Annotated in this window: 14 protein-coding genes, 3 tRNA genes and 1 rRNA gene; 3 read left to right on the top strand and 15 right to left on the bottom strand. The window is 50.4% G+C overall.

Annotation, left to right across the window (positions count from 1 at the left end; all coding sequences use genetic code 11):
• Positions 1 to 63: 63 nt before the first annotated feature.
• From G7064_RS14525 to rpmH, 10 genes are all read right to left on the bottom strand, one after another.
• A tRNA-Ala gene (locus tag G7064_RS14525) sits at positions 64 to 137 on the bottom strand.
• A 28-nt stretch (positions 138 to 165) separates the two neighbouring features.
• A tRNA-Ile gene (locus tag G7064_RS14520) sits at positions 166 to 239 on the bottom strand.
• Positions 240 to 364: 125 nt separating this feature from the next.
• Positions 365 to 1,877 (bottom strand): 16S ribosomal RNA (locus G7064_RS14515).
• 866 nt (positions 1,878 to 2,743) lie between these two features.
• The gene (locus G7064_RS14510; RefSeq protein WP_317172772.1) at positions 2,744 to 3,430 is read right to left on the bottom strand and encodes an ion transporter; all 687 of its coding nucleotides are present in this window, start codon (positions 3,428 to 3,430) and stop codon (positions 2,744 to 2,746) included.
• Between the two features lie 153 nt (positions 3,431 to 3,583).
• The gene (locus tag G7064_RS14505) at positions 3,584 to 4,936 is read right to left on the bottom strand and encodes an APC family permease (RefSeq protein ID WP_166074151.1); all 1,353 of its coding nucleotides are present in this window, start codon (positions 4,934 to 4,936) and stop codon (positions 3,584 to 3,586) included.
• A 95-nt stretch (positions 4,937 to 5,031) separates the two neighbouring features.
• On the bottom strand, positions 5,032 to 5,541 hold the full coding sequence (locus G7064_RS14500) for a DUF2480 family protein (protein ID WP_166074150.1): 510 nt from the start codon (positions 5,539 to 5,541) through the stop codon (positions 5,032 to 5,034).
• Between the two features lie 135 nt (positions 5,542 to 5,676).
• Positions 5,677 to 6,327: a tRNA (adenosine(37)-N6)-threonylcarbamoyltransferase complex dimerization subunit type 1 TsaB gene (gene tsaB, locus G7064_RS14495; protein WP_317172770.1), complete on the bottom strand. Its 651-nt coding sequence runs from the start codon at positions 6,325 to 6,327 to the stop codon at positions 5,677 to 5,679.
• Positions 6,328 to 6,465: 138 nt separating this feature from the next.
• Entirely contained in the window at positions 6,466 to 8,166 is a 1,701-nt protein-coding gene (locus tag G7064_RS14490; protein WP_166074149.1) for a S41 family peptidase, read from the bottom strand.
• Between the two features lie 27 nt (positions 8,167 to 8,193).
• Positions 8,194 to 8,613 (bottom strand): ribonuclease P protein component, encoded by a 420-nt coding sequence (locus G7064_RS14485; protein WP_166074148.1) that lies wholly within the window; start codon positions 8,611 to 8,613, stop codon positions 8,194 to 8,196.
• A gap of 43 nt (positions 8,614 to 8,656) precedes the next feature.
• Positions 8,657 to 8,815, bottom strand: coding sequence for a 50S ribosomal protein L34 (gene rpmH, locus G7064_RS14480; RefSeq protein WP_084444044.1), 159 nt, complete (start codon positions 8,813 to 8,815; stop codon positions 8,657 to 8,659).
• A gap of 231 nt (positions 8,816 to 9,046) precedes the next feature.
• On the opposite strand from rpmH, the gene G7064_RS14475 reads away from it, so the two are divergent.
• Together G7064_RS14475 and G7064_RS14470 are read left to right on the top strand one after the other, a co-directional pair.
• Complete coding sequence (locus tag G7064_RS14475) at positions 9,047 to 10,780, top strand: M61 family metallopeptidase (protein WP_166074147.1); 1,734 nt, start codon at positions 9,047 to 9,049, stop codon at positions 10,778 to 10,780.
• A 12-nt stretch (positions 10,781 to 10,792) separates the two neighbouring features.
• Positions 10,793 to 11,578 carry a hypothetical protein gene (locus G7064_RS14470; protein WP_166074146.1) on the top strand — a complete coding sequence of 262 codons (786 nt, stop codon included), beginning with the start codon at positions 10,793 to 10,795 and terminating at the stop codon, positions 11,576 to 11,578.
• 64 nt (positions 11,579 to 11,642) lie between these two features.
• Here G7064_RS14470 and G7064_RS14465 read toward each other — a convergent pair whose 3' ends face one another.
• The 3 genes from G7064_RS14465 to G7064_RS14455 form a co-directional block, all read right to left on the bottom strand.
• Positions 11,643 to 11,906 (bottom strand): hypothetical protein, encoded by a 264-nt coding sequence (locus tag G7064_RS14465; protein WP_166074145.1) that lies wholly within the window; start codon positions 11,904 to 11,906, stop codon positions 11,643 to 11,645.
• Between the two features lie 139 nt (positions 11,907 to 12,045).
• A complete protein-coding gene (locus tag G7064_RS14460; protein WP_166074144.1) occupies positions 12,046 to 12,975 on the bottom strand; it encodes a PfkB family carbohydrate kinase in 930 nt (309 codons plus the stop codon).
• Between the two features lie 99 nt (positions 12,976 to 13,074).
• Positions 13,075 to 13,148, bottom strand: a tRNA-His gene (locus G7064_RS14455).
• 234 nt (positions 13,149 to 13,382) lie between these two features.
• Here G7064_RS14455 and G7064_RS14450 point away from each other — a divergent pair.
• Complete coding sequence (locus tag G7064_RS14450; RefSeq protein ID WP_166074143.1) at positions 13,383 to 14,795, top strand: DEAD/DEAH box helicase; 1,413 nt, start codon at positions 13,383 to 13,385, stop codon at positions 14,793 to 14,795.
• A gap of 22 nt (positions 14,796 to 14,817) precedes the next feature.
• Here the strand turns inward: G7064_RS14450 and G7064_RS14445 are convergent, their stop codons facing one another.
• Both G7064_RS14445 and G7064_RS14440 read right to left on the bottom strand, forming a co-directional pair.
• Entirely contained in the window at positions 14,818 to 14,991 is a 174-nt protein-coding gene (locus G7064_RS14445) for a hypothetical protein (RefSeq protein ID WP_165963661.1), read from the bottom strand.
• Positions 14,992 to 15,247: 256 nt separating this feature from the next.
• Complete coding sequence (locus tag G7064_RS14440; protein WP_240935509.1) at positions 15,248 to 15,712, bottom strand: hypothetical protein; 465 nt, start codon at positions 15,710 to 15,712, stop codon at positions 15,248 to 15,250.
• Positions 15,713 to 15,851 lie beyond the last annotated feature (139 nt).

Here is a 15,851-nt window from a genome sequence, read left to right as displayed (position 1 = left end):
GCCAAGCCTGCTAACTAGTACTGTTTAGCCTCCTTGTTATCTACCTATTATAGACAACTTATGTGGAGAATAACGGATTCGAACCGTTGACCCCCTGCGTGCAAGGCAGGTGCTCTAGCCAGCTGAGCTAATCCCCCGTGTGTTCTCTCTCCCGCCTTCCCCCTGTGGGCCAGCGTGGACTCGAACCACGGACCTCGACATTATCAGTGTCGCGCTCTAACCACCTGAGCTACTAGCCCGAGTCAACTTTACACCTATATTGATAGGTATATAGTGAATCCTAAAAACGTTGAATGAAAGGAGTAACGAATAATATGCAAGACAATTGACACAATTGATTACGTCGTGAGCAAGGTCGCTCCAGAAAGGAGGTGATCCAGCCGCACCTTCCGGTACGGCTACCTTGTTACGACTTAGCCCCAGTTACCTGTTCTACCCTAACTGGCTTCTGTGACGAGCACCAGCTTCAGGTCTACCAGACTTCCATGGCTTGACGGGCGGTGTGTACAAGGCCCGGGAACGTATTCACCGCGTCATTGCTGATACGCGATTACTAGTGATTCCAGCTTCACGGAGTCGAGTTGCAGACTCCGATCCGAACTGAGACCGGTTTTGTGAGATTGGCGTCTGCTCGCGCAGTAGCGACCCTCTGTACCGGCCATTGTAGCACGTGTGTAGCCCTAGGCGTAAGGGCCATGATGACCTGACGTCGTCCCCGCCTTCCTCACTGCTTGCGCAGGCAGTCCTTCTAGAGTCCCCGGCATTACCCGCTGGCAACTAAAAGTAGGGGTTGCGCTCGTTGCGGGACTTAACCCAACACCTCACGGCACGAGCTGACGACGGCCATGCAGCACCTTGCTTTGTGTCCCGAAGGAAAGCCTGATCTCTCAGGCGGTCACGCGCATTCTAGCCTAGGTAAGGTTCCTCGCGTATCATCGAATTAAACCACATGCTCCACCACTTGTGCGGGCCCCCGTCAATTCCTTTGAGTTTCACTCTTGCGAGCGTACTCCCCAGGTGGGATACTTAACGCTTTCGCTAAGTCACCAACAGTCTATCGCTGGCAACGAGTATCCATCGTTTACGGCGTGGACTACCAGGGTATCTAATCCTGTTCGCTCCCCACGCTTTCGTGCCTCAGTGTCAGATGTAGCCTAGGCAGCTGCCTACGCAATTGGGGTTCTGGACGGTATCTATGCATTTCACCGCTACACCGTCCATTCCGCCACCCTCGACTACTCTCAAGCTTGCCAGTATCCAGGGCAGTTCCACAGTTGAGCTGTGGGCTTTCACCCCGGACTTAACAAGCCACCTACGCACCCTTTAAACCCAATAAATCCGGACAACGCTTGCACCCTCCGTATTACCGCGGCTGCTGGCACGGAGTTAGCCGGTGCTTATTCCTCAGGTACCGTCAGTTTAGGACGCATCCTCTTTTTCTTCCCTGAGAAAAGCCGTTTACAACCCAGAAGGCCTTCATCCGGCACGCGGCATGGCTGGGTCAGGCTCTCGCCCATTGCCCAATATTCCCTACTGCTGCCTCCCGTAGGAGTCTGGCCCGTATCTCAGTGCCAGTGTGGGGGATCACCCTCTCAGGTCCCCTAAGCATCGTCGCCATGGTGGGCCGTTACCCCGCCATCTAGCTAATGCTACGCAACCCCATCTGAATCCAATAAATCTTTACCGTCTAAGTGATGCCACTCACACGGCTTATGCGGTATTAATCCGCCTTTCGGCGGGCTATCCCCCAGATCCAGGTAGGTTGGTTACGCGTTACGCACCCGTGCGCCACTAGTGTATTGCTACACCCGTTCGACTTGCATGTATTAGGCCTGCCGCTAGCGTTCATCCTGAGCCAGGATCAAACTCTCCATTGTATAAATTCTCTTCACCTATGCGAACATAGGCTGCTGTCATGGGCTGATCCTTGCTCACGTATTGACGTAATCATTTAATTCGTGTCGCTTGGTCTTACTTGTCTCATTATCTCTTGTTACCAAAATTTAATTGAGACGTTTACCATTCGTTACTTTCCAATCATTCAAAGAACGTATGCGCCCTTCCTATTGAAGGAGCCTTGTGAGTCGAGCGACTCATTATTTTGTTAAAAACCAACCCTCTTTCGGATCGGGGATGCAAAGGTAAGCTTTCTTTTTAGATTGTCAAGAAAAATTTAGAATTTTTCTCTCAAAGTTTCGAGCTAGATATTCGTCTTAAAAGCTTTATCAAAGTCCTTGAGACTTCTTGACTTCCCAACTCCTTTTGGTTTGGGAGTGCAAAGGTACAAACCTTTTAATTGATGAAGCAAATAGATTTTTGTAAAAAAACTCATTTGCTGAATTCTGCGTTTTCAAACAGATAAGCAGGAAAACGCAGTCTTCTAATTCAAAGGAGCAATTTGGCCTATTTTGCCCACCGCGTTTCGGATTGGGAGTGCAAAAGTGCAGGATAAAATCGTTGTTTGCAAGTAAGGAAGGGATATTTCCACAAATCATCGCCTGTCACATGCCATCGGTCACCATCAGCATTCTGAGACACAAGCCGTTATGCTCACCAACTATTTCAGATTATTTTGAAAGGTTGATTTTATTACTGTCACAGCTGTTTAATAGAACTAGGCGCAATACTTATAAGCATCTATTCCACTCATCGGTTGTTGAAAGATATTTAATAAGTCAATGCCTTAGAAAGTCTAACTATGGTCGAGCTGTAATTCTGTCAAAATGAGTAAAGTGAGCGGATCTTAGAGCTTCTCCCCGCACTTACGACAAAACTCAGCATCATCTTCATGATCGGTGGCTTGGCAAACGTGGCAAATGACGTGCTTATAGGTTTTCTGGTAAGGTCGCGATAGCTCGGCGGTGACGATACCAGTAGGAACCGCGATAATAGCGTACCCCATAATCATGATAATGGAGGCTAATGCCTTTCCTAGAGTAGTTGTTGGGGAAATATCACCGTACCCTACAGTGGTAAGCGTGACGATAGCCCAGTAAATACTTTGGGGAATACTGGTGAAGCCATTCTTTCCACCCTCAATCACATACATCAGTGTGCCTGTTATAACAACCATAGCCACAACAGAGGTTAAGAACACTAATATCTTGTGACGACTAGCTTTTAAAGCTCCTGTTATAACGGCAGCCTCCCCCACGAATCGACTGAGTTTAAGAATGCGAAAGACTCGCAGCAGTCGAATAGTACGGATGATTAGTAAGTATTGGCTACCTACTATGATCAGGCTCAAAAACGTCGGAACTATAGCTAGAAAGTCAATTATACCTAGAAAGCTAAAGGCATAACCTAGTGGCCGACGCACTACAATAAGCCGTATTATGTATTCTATAGTGAATAGGATGGTAAAAAACCATTCAAGGGCCCGTAGGTAAGGACCATACTGTTGGTTTATACTCTGTACGCTTTCGAGCATTACTACCAACACGCTGATTAGTATAGCCCACAGTAGAGTAACATCAAAGGCTTGCCCGGCGTGCGTATCTGCCTCGAATACTACTTGATATATAGCTTGCTTCCAGCGTGAGTGTCGAGCAGAGGGGTTGTATGGCACAAGCGAGCTTATTTGTTAAGGTAAGGCAGTATACGAGTGGAGAACGCCAAGGTCAAACTGACTTGGGTCGTACTCGGGGTCCTGCATAATAAACAAATAAGCCCCCAGGAGCGTAGCCAGTCCATAAAGTGACTCGGTAGGATTGTCGCGCAGAATAAAAACCAGCGTCCAGCCGCTTAGCACCAGAAATATAAATGGCGTAAAGGGGTAGCCCCATGCGCGGTAAGGCCGGGGTAAGTTGGGCTGACGCCAGCGCAACACAAACAAGCCCATTACTGTCAGAAAAGTGAATAAGCTAAGTATAAAGCCAGCATAGAGTAATACAGCCTTAAAAGTGGAGGTAAAAAGAAAGAGAAGCGTTATGGCCGTCTGAAACAGCATAGCATGCACCGGAACTCCCGCTTTGCTTACAGCGGCCATCTCACGCAAGGCTGGCAGATCTTCGCCCATAATCTGCACAATGCGCGGGCCGGCAAAAATCATAGAACTCACAGTAGACAGAAGCAAGCCTGCAATGACACCGCCCATAAGACGCCCTACTGACTCTCCGAAAAGCTGATTGGCAACTACGTATCCTACTTCGACTTGTCCAGCGAGGCTCGTAATAGGTGTAGAATAAAGGAAGATGAAGTTTAAAGCCACGTATAAGAGGCATACTACAGAAGTGCCTAGCAGCAAAATGCGCGGTAAGTTACGTTGGGGGGCTTTTACCTCACCCGCCAAATAAACAACTGCATTCCACCCGGAGTAGGCATACGAAACATATATCAACGCTACGGCAAACTCAGGGCTGAGCAATTGGCTCCACTCGGTGGCTTGGGGGGCAAATTGAATAAGCTGGGGCTCAGCAAGCAGCCAACCTACTCCAATAAAGGCCAGTAAGACTATTACTTTAACCCCAGTAATAATCACTTGTAAGTAGCTTCCGGCCCGACTGCTTGTCGCGTGAATCGCCGTCAGCGCTAATACTACCGTTACAGAAAGCCATAGCGGATTCAGCGCTGGCCACACATTGGTGGCATAACTGCTTAGGGCCATTGTGCCGAGTGCCGTTGGAGCGGCGAACCCCACGGTGGCAGATACCCAACCCGACAAGAATCCGACAGCCGGATGATAAATTTGAGACAAGTAATGATACTCACCTCCTGAGCGGGGCATTGCGGCAGCCAACTCAGCGTAACACCAAGCGCCACATAAGGCAATAAGCCCTCCCACAACCCACAGCATCAGCACCACAAAGCCACTCTGAATATCCAGTAGTTGGAGGCCTAAGGTGGTAAACACACCTGTTCCTACCATATTGGCTACTACCAAGGCTACGCCAGTAGTTAAGCCGATTTGGTAAGTGGGTACCTTAGGTTTGGTCATACAAGCCGTTTAGCTCTCCTTATTATAGAGTAAGCGGAGTGCATAGCGCAAAATGCGCACTCTATAGTAAGAGACATGATCTAAACTGAATGCCCTTATGCCTTAGGGCGCTTATATAATGGCACGGTGCTGCACGGCTCGCCATACATCATGCTGGCTGCTACCGGCAGGAGCTTTTGCATGATAGCGACGTAAGCATACGTTGGTACTGGGATATTGCCACAACCCTTCACTACCACTTTCGCGTCGCGATACTCTTCGGCATCGATGGCGGCAATGGCTTCTTGAAACAACTCCTGCTCTAAGGCTTCTAGGTTGCCGAACACGTACCGATGGGCGTGCCCTTGGAGTTTTGTGGCCAACAACATATAAGCCCAGGTAGGCACAATGGCATCGGCCGAGCAGATGATAGCTACATTTTTACCGTCATACTGACCCCAGTCATGGGTCTTAACAAATTCGCGAAAGTCCTTTTCGCGCAGAATAAGCCCCTGAAACAGGTTGTCTTTAATATCATACACTACACGCTCGCCAGAATGTAGCAGCAATTCAAGATTAAGCGTCGTGAGGGCGCTTTGTGCTACGCGATTGATGATTTCTTCCATATAAATAAGGCCCAAAGGGCTTCAAATTGGTGCGATGATTTTGTTCAGCTACTCTTAAAAATATGGCTTAGGAACGCTGTTGCATTGTTTCCACAACTTTTTACTTCGCCTTTGGAGTGGTTGTATACACTTCCTTTAGATAAAACGGCTCGTAATACGCAACATCTCTAAACTCCTGACGCTGAAATGCCCCCAAGCCAAAGCGCCTACCGCCACCGCTGATGGCTCGATACCCGCTAGAAAACCGGCATTGGGTTGCTCAGCTAGCAGCGCCTGAAATTTAACTGCTCCGTTGCCAAAGAATAACACACGATGCCCACCCAATTGTTCGACTAGCGCATGGGGAGTTAACACAAGGGCGGTGGGGGGTAAAATTTCCTGGCTGTCGTGGGTATATAAGGCAGTATAGACCTCCATACGCCGTGCATCCAGCATAGGGCAATACAGATGGGTTTCGGGCGACGCAGTATAGGCGGCCACTTGCCAAGCTAAAGCCTGCAGCGTACTAATTGCCAGCAACGGAATATCAAGGGCGAAGCATAATCCTTTGGCAGCCGCCCCACCAATCCGCAGCCCTGTATACGAGCCGGGTCCATCGGATAAAGCCACTGCCGCCACGTCTTGCAGTGCGTGGCCGGTGTTTTCCAGCAACTGATTGATTAACAGGCTTAGGTGCGAAGAGTGTGACTTTTCGAGTCGTAGTTCAGCTTGGCCTAGTAGAACACCAGCTTGGTGTACGGCTACAGAACACACAGGAGAAGAGGTTTCGAGGGAAAGAATAAGCATGTGCCAAGGCTATTTGTGCAAAGGTACAACTGGAAAGAAGCACGACGCTGATTGGATGAACTTCGCCTTGCGGCGAGCGTAACTAAAAAAGCAGGCCCCTACGGAGCCTGCTTTTTCTTATCCTAAACTACTTCAAGGCTACTTCTCCCCTGTTTTCTTCACCTCCGGCCGTGATTTAGCCTCGGGCGTACCTGGCTTTAGGAGTGCCGTATACCGCGCCTGATCATTCAATACATTCAGCGCCATCAGGATATCCGGATCGTCATCAAAGCTAGCTTCGATCTGGCCTTTTTGAAAGTAGTAGCGCGATACAATTTCCTGCTCTAATAATTCCCGAATTTCGGGTTTGAAGCGGGTTAAGTCGTTACTCTTGTTGGTAGAAACCTTACGACGGATGGCTTCAATCTCGGCTTTAACGTCGTCATAATGTTTTTCCTCTTTTGCCCTGCTACTCAACTGAGCGAGGCTTTTTTCCATATCCGTAGAATAGCTCAGATCTTTTCCGCCTAAAAACTGGATAAACTTCTGGTACTCAGCATCCGATAGATGGAATTCGCGGGCGGGGGGCAAAGTTGCGTGAGCAGCGCGGTAGCGGGTAGCGTAATCGAACAGATAGTTCTTCTGTAGCAGCACCCGAGTAATATCGGCAATGGTGCGCTCCTGCACTTCTACGTCGGGGGCTACGCCGCCGCCATCGTACACCACCCGACCGCTAGTCGTTTTGAAAGCCGTGCGCAAGGAATCAGGCACCTTTCCTAAGCTGCCATCATCAGCCCGATGAGCGTAATCTATTTCCTGAATGCAGCGCCCGCTAGGAATGTAATACTTTGCTGTCGTGACTTTTAGCTGCGAATTATATGACAAAGGCCGCGTAGCCTGCACTAACCCTTTACCGAACGTTCGCTTACCAACTAACACAGCCCGGTCATAATCCTGGAGTACACCAGACACGATTTCAGAGGCGGAGGCGGAGCGGTTGCTGGTCAGCACTACTACCGGCATCTGCGTGTCCAGAGGCGCGTCAAGCGCTTTATAGGTCTTGTTCCAGTCCGTGACTTTGCCTTTGGTGCTCACAATATCCAAGCCCTTATTCACAAAGAGGTTAGATACGTTAACGGCTTCATTGAGCAAACCGCCCGGATTGTCGCGTATATCGAATACAATTTTCTTGGCACCCTGCTCTTTCAGCTTCATTACCGCCAAACGTGCTTCCTTACCAGCGTCAATGGTGAAGCCAGCCAACTGAAAATAGCCGATGTCAGGCGTTAGCATGCCGTAGTACGGCACATTCTCTACCTGAATCTTATCACGAGTGATATTGATTTCTGTTGGTACATCCTGTCCATAGCGCGTCACGAGCAACTTGGCCACCGAGTTAGCCTGGCCTTTCAGCAGCTTACTAATGTCGGAGTTGTTCTTAGTTGCTACGTTGATTCCGTTGATAGTAATAATCTCATCGCCGGGCAGCAAACCTGCTTTCTGGGCTGGAGAGCCTTCATAGGCCGCCTGCACAATGGTTTTTGTCCCCCGCTTTGATATCAACGCCCCAATGCCGCCGTACTGCCCAGTGGTCATGAAGCGGAAGTCCTCGATATCGTCCTCTGGGATATAATTGGTGTACGGGTCGAGCGACTTGAGCATCGCGTCGATACCCGTTTTCACCATTTTCGCGGGCGTTATCTCGTCCACGTAGTACGTATTCACTTCCTTAAATAAGGTCGCGAAAATGTCGAGGTTCTTGGCAATCTCGAAGTAGCGCTCATTATCAGAGGCACTGCGGAAAGAGACGAGCAACGTGGCCCCACCTAAGACCAGGCCGGCCAGATATTTTTTGCGCATAAAAAGGCTGAAAGCGTGGAAAACAACCTACGATACAGGCACTACCTCAACGGTAGGGGTTGCATCAGTTAGCAAACGCTCCAGCCCTGAAATTAATTTTTTTTCAACCAGCGCGAAAGGCTTTTTTTCCTTGCCCGAATAGATAATCCCCAGCAACGCAATAGAATGCCCCCCAGGAGCCTCCAGCAAACGGTATTTATTTAATCGGTATGCCTCGCGCATGAGACGCTTGAGGCGGTTACGGTCCACAGCTCGCTTAAAGGAGCGCTTCGATACGCTCACCAGCACTTGGGGCGGAGTTGTAGTAGGCGCAGGCGCAGGCAGCCAGACCAACCGCAATGGGTACAAACCAAAAGAAGAACCCCGGCCGAAAAGCTCGTCAATGAGCTTTTTGCGACACAAGTGTTCTTCTTTCGGAAATGAGTAGGAGCGCGCGCCCGGCGGCATAGATATGGCTGGCTGGGGCGAATCGGCGGGAGCCGTCAGCGGTTTAGCGCTTATGACGACCCTCGTCGGATACCGTTAGGCGCTTGCGGCCTTTGGCGCGGCGGGAGGCCAGCACACGGCGGCCATTGGCGGTTTCCATGCGTGAGCGGAAACCGTGCTTGTTGCGGCGCTTGCGCTGCGAGGGTTGAAATGTTCTTTTCATCGTCTTGGAATGCTATTCGGGGATGGCCGGCAAAGGTAAGGCGTTCATTCGTAAATGCCAAACGGTATGAAAAAGTAGTATCGGCTTTGTTGGCTTTAAGTCTTATTAAAGGCCTTCCAGCATATCCTTGAGCTTATAGGCAGATCCGCTTCGTATACATTTAACCTCCGCACACTGCTTCGTTTTTGGAGTACTAACGTACACTTCAGCCGCAAAGCATACCTTTCCTTTATGATTCACTATCACGTCTCATTTGAGAATCCGCTTACCTTTTATCTGCAAATTCAGCTGACGCTTACAGTGCCGGCCGAAGCGACCGAACCGCTAGAACTGCAGTTGCCTGCTTGGCGTCCTGGTCGTTACGAGTTGCAAAACTTCGCGCAAAAAATTCAGCGGGTGGTAGTAGATGATGCTGATTCAGGCGAGGTTCTCCCCTATCGTAAGCTCACCAAAGACCGCTGGCAAGTGCCGGGTGCAGCCGGCCGCACAGTCAGGGTGCGCTACAACTTCTATGCTCATCAGATGGATGCGGGCGGCTCTTGGCTCGATGAAAGTCAGTTGTACATAAATGGCGTGCAATGCTTTATGTACGTTGAGGGTCGTCAGCAGGAGCCTTGCGAGTTGACATTGGAGTTGCCCGAAACCTATCAAATTGCCTGTGGCTTGCCCCAAAAAGCCCCCCACATGCTACAAGCTGATAGTTATGAGCACCTTATCGAGTGTCCGCTCATAGCTAGTCCTACGCTGCAGCACCATGAATACCAAGCGCAGGGCATACCATTTCACGTCTGGGTGCAGGGCGAATGTGACCCTGATTGGCCACGCCTGCTCCAAGATTTCGCAGCTTTCTCGGAAGAGCAGTTGAGCTTATTCGGCAGCTTTCCGGTGGCTGACTACCATTTTCTCAATCAAATACTGCCGTACAGTCATTACCACGGCGTCGAGCACACCAATTCTACGGTTATCACGCTGGGACCTGCGCAGCTGCTCATGACAGACGTGCTGTATAAAGAACTGTTGGGCGTAAGCTGCCACGAATTATTTCACACGTGGAACATCAAAAGCATCCGGCCGGCTGAGCTTTTACCCTATAATTACACGCAGGAGCAGTACTTCCGCACCTGCTATATCGCCGAAGGCATCACAACTTATTACGGCGAGTACCTATTAGCGCGAAGTGGCGTGCGCACGGCAGAACAATACTTTCATGAGCTAAATACAGTGCTGCGCAAGCATTATGAAGACGATGGCCGCTTCAACCTGTCGCTAGCCGATGCTTCGGTAGACCTTTGGCTGGATGGCTACAAGAATGGCGTGCCTGACCGTAAAGTATCGGTATACCATAAAGGAGCGCTGGTGGCTTTGCTATTGGATCTGGCGTTGCGACAACTTTCTAAGCATCAGCGCAGCCTCGACGATGTATTGCGGCGGCTGTGGCTGGAATTTGGCCAACCCGGCGTAGGCTACACTGAGGACGACTATATCCGCTTAGTAGAAGAAGTAGCTGGCCGGCCCATGCGGCAATACTTCGACAGCTTTATTTACGGTACAGCCCCCTTGGAAGAGCCTCTCACTAAAGCTTTACACTTTGTAGGCTGCACGCTGTTGCAAGAGGAAAACGTATCGGCCGCGGAAGGCGTATTTGGCTTTAAAACCATTCTCAAAAACGAGCGAACAGAAGTAACGAACATCTCACCCCACTCGCCTGCAGCCGCGGCTCTTACTGTTGATGATGAGATAATAGCCGTGAACGGGCAACGGGTTCAGATGAACTTACAGGTACTGCTGAGCAGCGGGGCCCCTAGCTATGAAGTAAGCGTGTTTCGTCAGAGCCGCCTGCTTACGGTGTTGCTGGTAGCCGAGCCGAGCAAGCGTTTTTGGCCTAAGATCACTGTTGAAAAACGCCCCGATGCTACGCCGGAGCAGCAGGTGAGCTTTCGCCAGTGGCTCAAGCAAGATTTCTAATTTTGTGCTTATATGAACTTGTATCCCATTATTCTTACGCTGGGGGGCATTCTGCTGATCAGCTGCGACAGTAGTCCTCAGGAAGTTGAGAAAACTCAAGCAAGACCACCTACTGCGGCCGTCGAGCCGAAGGTTTTGCCCCCCGCTACCTCCGCAACGGCGGCTCCCGCGGCCAAAGTTCTACGCTCGGAGACTGACACACTTCGGCTTCGCAACGGTAGTATAGCGCAGCTTAGTCCAGCTCGCGAAGCCGAATTCGCTCGCCTCAGTGGCATTGACACCGACACCACCGAACAGAAATATATTCAGCTAGCCGGGGGCCGTGCCCAACGCCGTGCTGATCAACTCCTCCTTACACTCAAAAATGGTCGTACACTTACGCTAACGAATAATATAACCGATCCGGACGAGGAAAAACACGTCATCTACCGCTTCCGCGGTCCTCTTGATAAGAGCGACTTTTGGGTGCTGGACGTCACGCGTTGGGAGTCAGGGTTCGTGCTTCTAATAAACCAGCACACTGGGCGACGCACCCGGCTGTGGGGTCGGCCAGTATTGGCGCCCGACGGTACGCATTTGGTCGCATTTAACTCCGATATGGAAGCCGGCTATTCGCCTAATGGGTTGGAGGTTTGGTCCTTGGAAAGTGGAATTCCTATGTTGCGCTGGAACCGCGTAGTGAATACCTGGGGACCAGAGGAAGTACGCTGGCTGAATGACAAAACGCTCATCATCCGCCAGTATTACCCCGACAGCACTCCTCAGATCAAATATGCGCGCCTGCTGCTACCCCAGTAGATTGAGCCACAAAAAAGCCCCCAGAACTAGCTCTGGGGGGCTTTTTTATAAATTACACCAATCTTTACTTCGCTTTTTGCTGGGTAGGATTGGGGTTGCTGCGAGGCTTATTAGTACGAGCCGAACGTACCTCGTTGACGTTACCGCCGGGGGTATTGTTCTTGATGTCGTTGCCTGCTTCAGTCAGTATATTCTGGTTAGCATTCTGCACTTTCGTTCCGCCGCTATTGGAGCCAACCTTCATGTCCGGGGCTACAGAATTCATTTCATTCTGCGGCGAATCGGAGGCTACAGATTTCTTCTTCGAGGGCTTCTTATTTTCTGCCATGAGAGTAGAGCTAAGGGTGAGAAGATTAATTCCCTCTTTTACCCAGCTTAGCAGTATTTAGTTGCCCGAAGAGTTGCGGCAAATACATAGAAAAGCCCCCCAGCACTGGTGGCTGGGGGCTTTTTTAATTTAACCGAGCTTACGCTTCTATGCTAATCGGCTCTACGTTTACCAATTCGGCAAATTGACGCTCCCGAGCTTCGATTTCTTCTTTGGTCAAATTCACCAAACGCTCCGTACCAAACTTCTCTACGCAAAACGAAGCCATTGCCGAGCCATGAATCACGGCGCGCTTCATGTTGTCGAAGCTAATATCATCGGTGGCAGCAAGGTAGCCGATAAAGCCACCTGCGAAAGTGTCGCCGGCGCCGGTTGGATCGAATACTTCTTCCAAGGGCAATGCTGGCGCGAAGAACACTTTGTTCTTGCAGAACAGTAGCGCACCGTGCTCACCCTTCTTGATGATCAAATACTTAGGCCCCATGGCCATGATCTTGCGAGCCGCTTTTACCAGCGAGTACTCACCGGAAAGCTGGCGAGCCTCCTCATCATTAATGCTTAGCACATCCACCATCTCAATGGTCGTGAGTAATTCTTCGAGCGCCACGTCCATCCAGAAGTTCATGGTGTCCAGTACAATCAGCTTGGGCCGATTAACGAGGCGCTGAATAACCAAGCGTTGCACTTTGGGCGTTAGATTCCCCAGCATCAGGTATTTGCAATCCTGGTAAGAATCGGGAATGATCGGGTCGAAATCGGCCAGCACATTCAGTTCCGTCTGCAAGGTTTCGCGCGAATTCAGATCCGTCGAATACTTACCCGACCAGAAAAACGACTTCTCCCCTTCTTTTATCTGCAACCCTTCTGTATCTACGCCGTGCTCTTGCAATAACAGCACATCCGACTGCGGAAAATCGTCGCCCACTACAGCCACCAGTTTCACCGGCTTTACGGAGTAAGAAGCTGACAGCGTGATATAAGTAGCTGCGCCACCGATGATTTTGTCAGTTTTGCCGAAAGGCGTTTCCAGGGCATCGAACGCCACCGAACCGATAACTACCAGACTCATAAGAAGAGGGAATAAAAGTGATTCAAGCAGATGATTTGAAGTTGACAACGGCACAAACAAAAAAAAAGTCCCCGGAAAAACTTTCGGGGACCTTTTTAGGGTAAGCAATGGGGCTCGAACCCACGGCCTTCGGAATCACAATCCGATGCTCTAACCAGCTGAGCTATGCCTACCATATGGGTAATGGAGGGACAAAAGTAGCGGTCTGTTGGGGTTATTCAAAAAATATACGTGAGTTTTTTTACGCTAATCCATAGTTCCTAAAAATGCGTCATCACTCATTTAGCGTTTATATCACCTATTCAAACTATCAATTTTGCCCCCCAGTACCAGCCAACGATTAGCTGCACCGTGTCGTGCACCTACCAGAGTCATGTACCTTTGTCTTTCGCATTAGCTTTTTTATCATGACCGACGCCACGCCCCAACCCATTTCCTTCGCCGATTTCAAGCTCAATAAGCAGCTACTTACGGCCGTGGCTGAAGCAGGCTTTACGGAGCCAACCCCGGTTCAGCAGCAAACTATTCCGCTTCTTCTCGCTGGGCACGATGTGCTCGGTATCGCTCAAACGGGCACTGGCAAAACCGCCGCTTTTGGTTTGCCCTTGCTCATGAAAGTGAAATTCGCGCAGGGTATCCATCCCCGCGCCTTGATTTTGGCCCCCACCCGTGAGTTGGCTATTCAGCTCGAAACGCACTTAAAGCGCCTCGCTACCCAAACCGACCTGCGGATTTACGCTATTTATGGTGGTTTGGGGCCCAAAACGCAGATTGAAACCTTAGCTCAGGGCGTTGATATTCTTATTGCCACGCCGGGCCGCCTACTAGAGCTGTACCTGAAGGGCGAGTTGGTCTTGAAAGAGCTGAAAACTTTAGTGCTCGACGAGGCCGACAAAATGATGGATATGGGCTTTATGCCCCAGATCAGGCGTATCCTGGAAGTCATTCCGACCAAGCGACAGAATGTGCTGTTCTCGGCCACTATGCCGGATAAGGTAGCAACCCTGAGTGAAGAGTTTCTGGAGTTTCCGGTGCGAGTGGAAGTGACGCCGGCGGCCACATCGGCCCAGAACGTCAGCCAGACGATGTATCAGGTGCCTAATCTGCTCACCAAGATCAACTTGCTGGGCCATCTGGTGCGCGATGAGGAGGAGTTTAACCGCGTCATGATTTTCTGCCGCACCAAGGAGCACGCCGACAACGTGGCTCACTTTCTGGGTCGCAAAAGCACGGGTGAAGTACGCGCTATTCACGGCAACAAAGGCCAGAATGTGCGGATCAACGCGATGGATGCATTTCGCAACGGTGAGCTGCGCTTCTTAGTGGCTACTGATGTAGCAGCCCGCGGCATCGACGTACCACAAGTAAGCCACGTCATCAACTTTGATGTGCCGCTGATTTACGACGACTATGTGCATCGTATTGGCCGCACGGGTCGGGCCCAGCACACGGGAGCCGCCATTACGTTTGCTAACGCCGCCGAAATGCACCACATGGGTCGCATTGCAGAGCTTATTAATCAAACTATTCCGGAATTACCACTGCCGCCGGACGTAACGGTGGCCGCTACCGCCTTTGATGAACAGCAAGGCATGGATCGGGAGATTGATGATCGTCGTCGCCGCCTCGACCCGAACTTCAAGGGCGCATTCCACGAGAAGAAGGTACCGCTGCAAAAAGATATTGACAAGCGCACTGGTTTGCCTTATGTAGAAGGCCCGAACCGGAGCGTGAAGGGGCGCAAAGCGAATCCGTCCAAGGGACGGTCGTCGTCGCCGGCGAAGAAAGCGGTTGCCAAGGCTCGCAATCGTCGCAAATAAAATCAGGTTTTACACTTCCGGTTTACTCGCTGCAAGCCATCAGGCGATAACCCGCCCGCACGGTTTCTTCGCATAGCGGTAAATACACTCTGGCGCCTAAGGCATTGGTGTGCAAAAAAACCAATACAGGAGCAGCCGCCGTCCGTTCGTGTATCGTTGAAGAACGGCCTTGCAAGGTGAAGGATTGAGGTTTCATAGCAGCAACGATGAGAGGAACAGGAAGCTAGATACTAAACAACGGATAGAGCTAAATATAATAAGACACTAGACAAAATCGAACTGTCTAAAGCACAAATATTTATAGCTTACTTCACATCAAAGCAATACCATAATCTACTGTTAAGCAATACCCACTTCAGGGTATTTTAGCCTTTGTTTTTCTACGTAGAAATGCCCCCCAGGCCGTCGGTCTGGGGAGCATTTCTACGTAGTTATATCTCGCAGCTGTAGCGTTAGTGACGAAAAATGGGCAAATGACTGAACTGAATAGTCATGAAGGTGAGTGCAACACCCCATAGAGCCGCACTCCACAGCATATGGAGTAAGATCCGTGAACGGGGCACGTGCAATTGAGTAGCAATGACGGTACCGAGGATAGGGCTAAACAAAATAGGCGTTAAGAAAGCAATACCGGGCATTCCGAAGCGGCGAAAAATGCTCACAATACGGCGACTGCGCTTACTGAATACGGGCTTTCCTTTGCGCTGACGCCGCTTCCGAATGTGCAGCGCCCAAGCACGGCCCACCCCCGACACAATAATGACACTGGTCATCATGCCAGCCACGGTAAGCCCCCAAGTGAGTATGAAAGATAAGCCCGCCGCCGTGCCCGCAATTGGGCCTGCAAAGAACTTAAGAGTGCTCAGCAGGTAAACAGAAGCATATTGGGCCAGTTCTTTGGCAAGTTCGGGTAGCACGAGCAAGAGGTAGTTACAGCTTGAATGACAAAGACAGCCAACAGCTTCGGGCGTAAAGGTAACACGAAGCTTGTGCCGCCTTTGGTTCCGTATACGTTGACAGATTATTGTCGTGTTAGTAAAGCTGATATCTCATAAA

This window comes from Hymenobacter sp. HDW8, from assembly GCF_011305775.1.
Taxonomy (GTDB): domain Bacteria; phylum Bacteroidota; class Bacteroidia; order Cytophagales; family Hymenobacteraceae; genus Hymenobacter; species Hymenobacter radiodurans.
This window is presented reverse-complemented; position numbering and strand designations above follow the sequence as displayed.

Coding starts and splice junctions, on each gene's coding strand:
- G7064_RS14510 (WP_317172772.1), bottom strand. CDS start 3,430: ATGCTCGAAAGCGTACAGAGTATAAACCAACAGTATGGTCCTTACCTA.
- G7064_RS14505 (WP_166074151.1), bottom strand. CDS start 4,936: ATGACCAAACCTAAGGTACCCACTTACCAAATCGGCTTAACTACTGGC.
- G7064_RS14500 (WP_166074150.1), bottom strand. CDS start 5,541: ATGGAAGAAATCATCAATCGCGTAGCACAAAGCGCCCTCACGACGCTT.
- tsaB (WP_317172770.1), bottom strand. CDS start 6,327: ATGCTTATTCTTTCCCTCGAAACCTCTTCTCCTGTGTGTTCTGTAGCC.
- G7064_RS14490 (WP_166074149.1), bottom strand. CDS start 8,166: ATGCGCAAAAAATATCTGGCCGGCCTGGTCTTAGGTGGGGCCACGTTG.
- G7064_RS14485 (WP_166074148.1), bottom strand. CDS start 8,613: ATGCCGCCGGGCGCGCGCTCCTACTCATTTCCGAAAGAAGAACACTTG.
- rpmH (WP_084444044.1), bottom strand. CDS start 8,815: ATGAAAAGAACATTTCAACCCTCGCAGCGCAAGCGCCGCAACAAGCAC.
- G7064_RS14475 (WP_166074147.1), top strand. CDS start 9,047: ATGATTCACTATCACGTCTCATTTGAGAATCCGCTTACCTTTTATCTG.
- G7064_RS14470 (WP_166074146.1), top strand. CDS start 10,793: ATGAACTTGTATCCCATTATTCTTACGCTGGGGGGCATTCTGCTGATC.
- G7064_RS14465 (WP_166074145.1), bottom strand. CDS start 11,906: ATGGCAGAAAATAAGAAGCCCTCGAAGAAGAAATCTGTAGCCTCCGAT.
- G7064_RS14460 (WP_166074144.1), bottom strand. CDS start 12,975: ATGAGTCTGGTAGTTATCGGTTCGGTGGCGTTCGATGCCCTGGAAACG.
- G7064_RS14450 (WP_166074143.1), top strand. CDS start 13,383: ATGACCGACGCCACGCCCCAACCCATTTCCTTCGCCGATTTCAAGCTC.
- G7064_RS14445 (WP_165963661.1), bottom strand. CDS start 14,991: ATGAAACCTCAATCCTTCACCTTGCAAGGCCGTTCTTCAACGATACAC.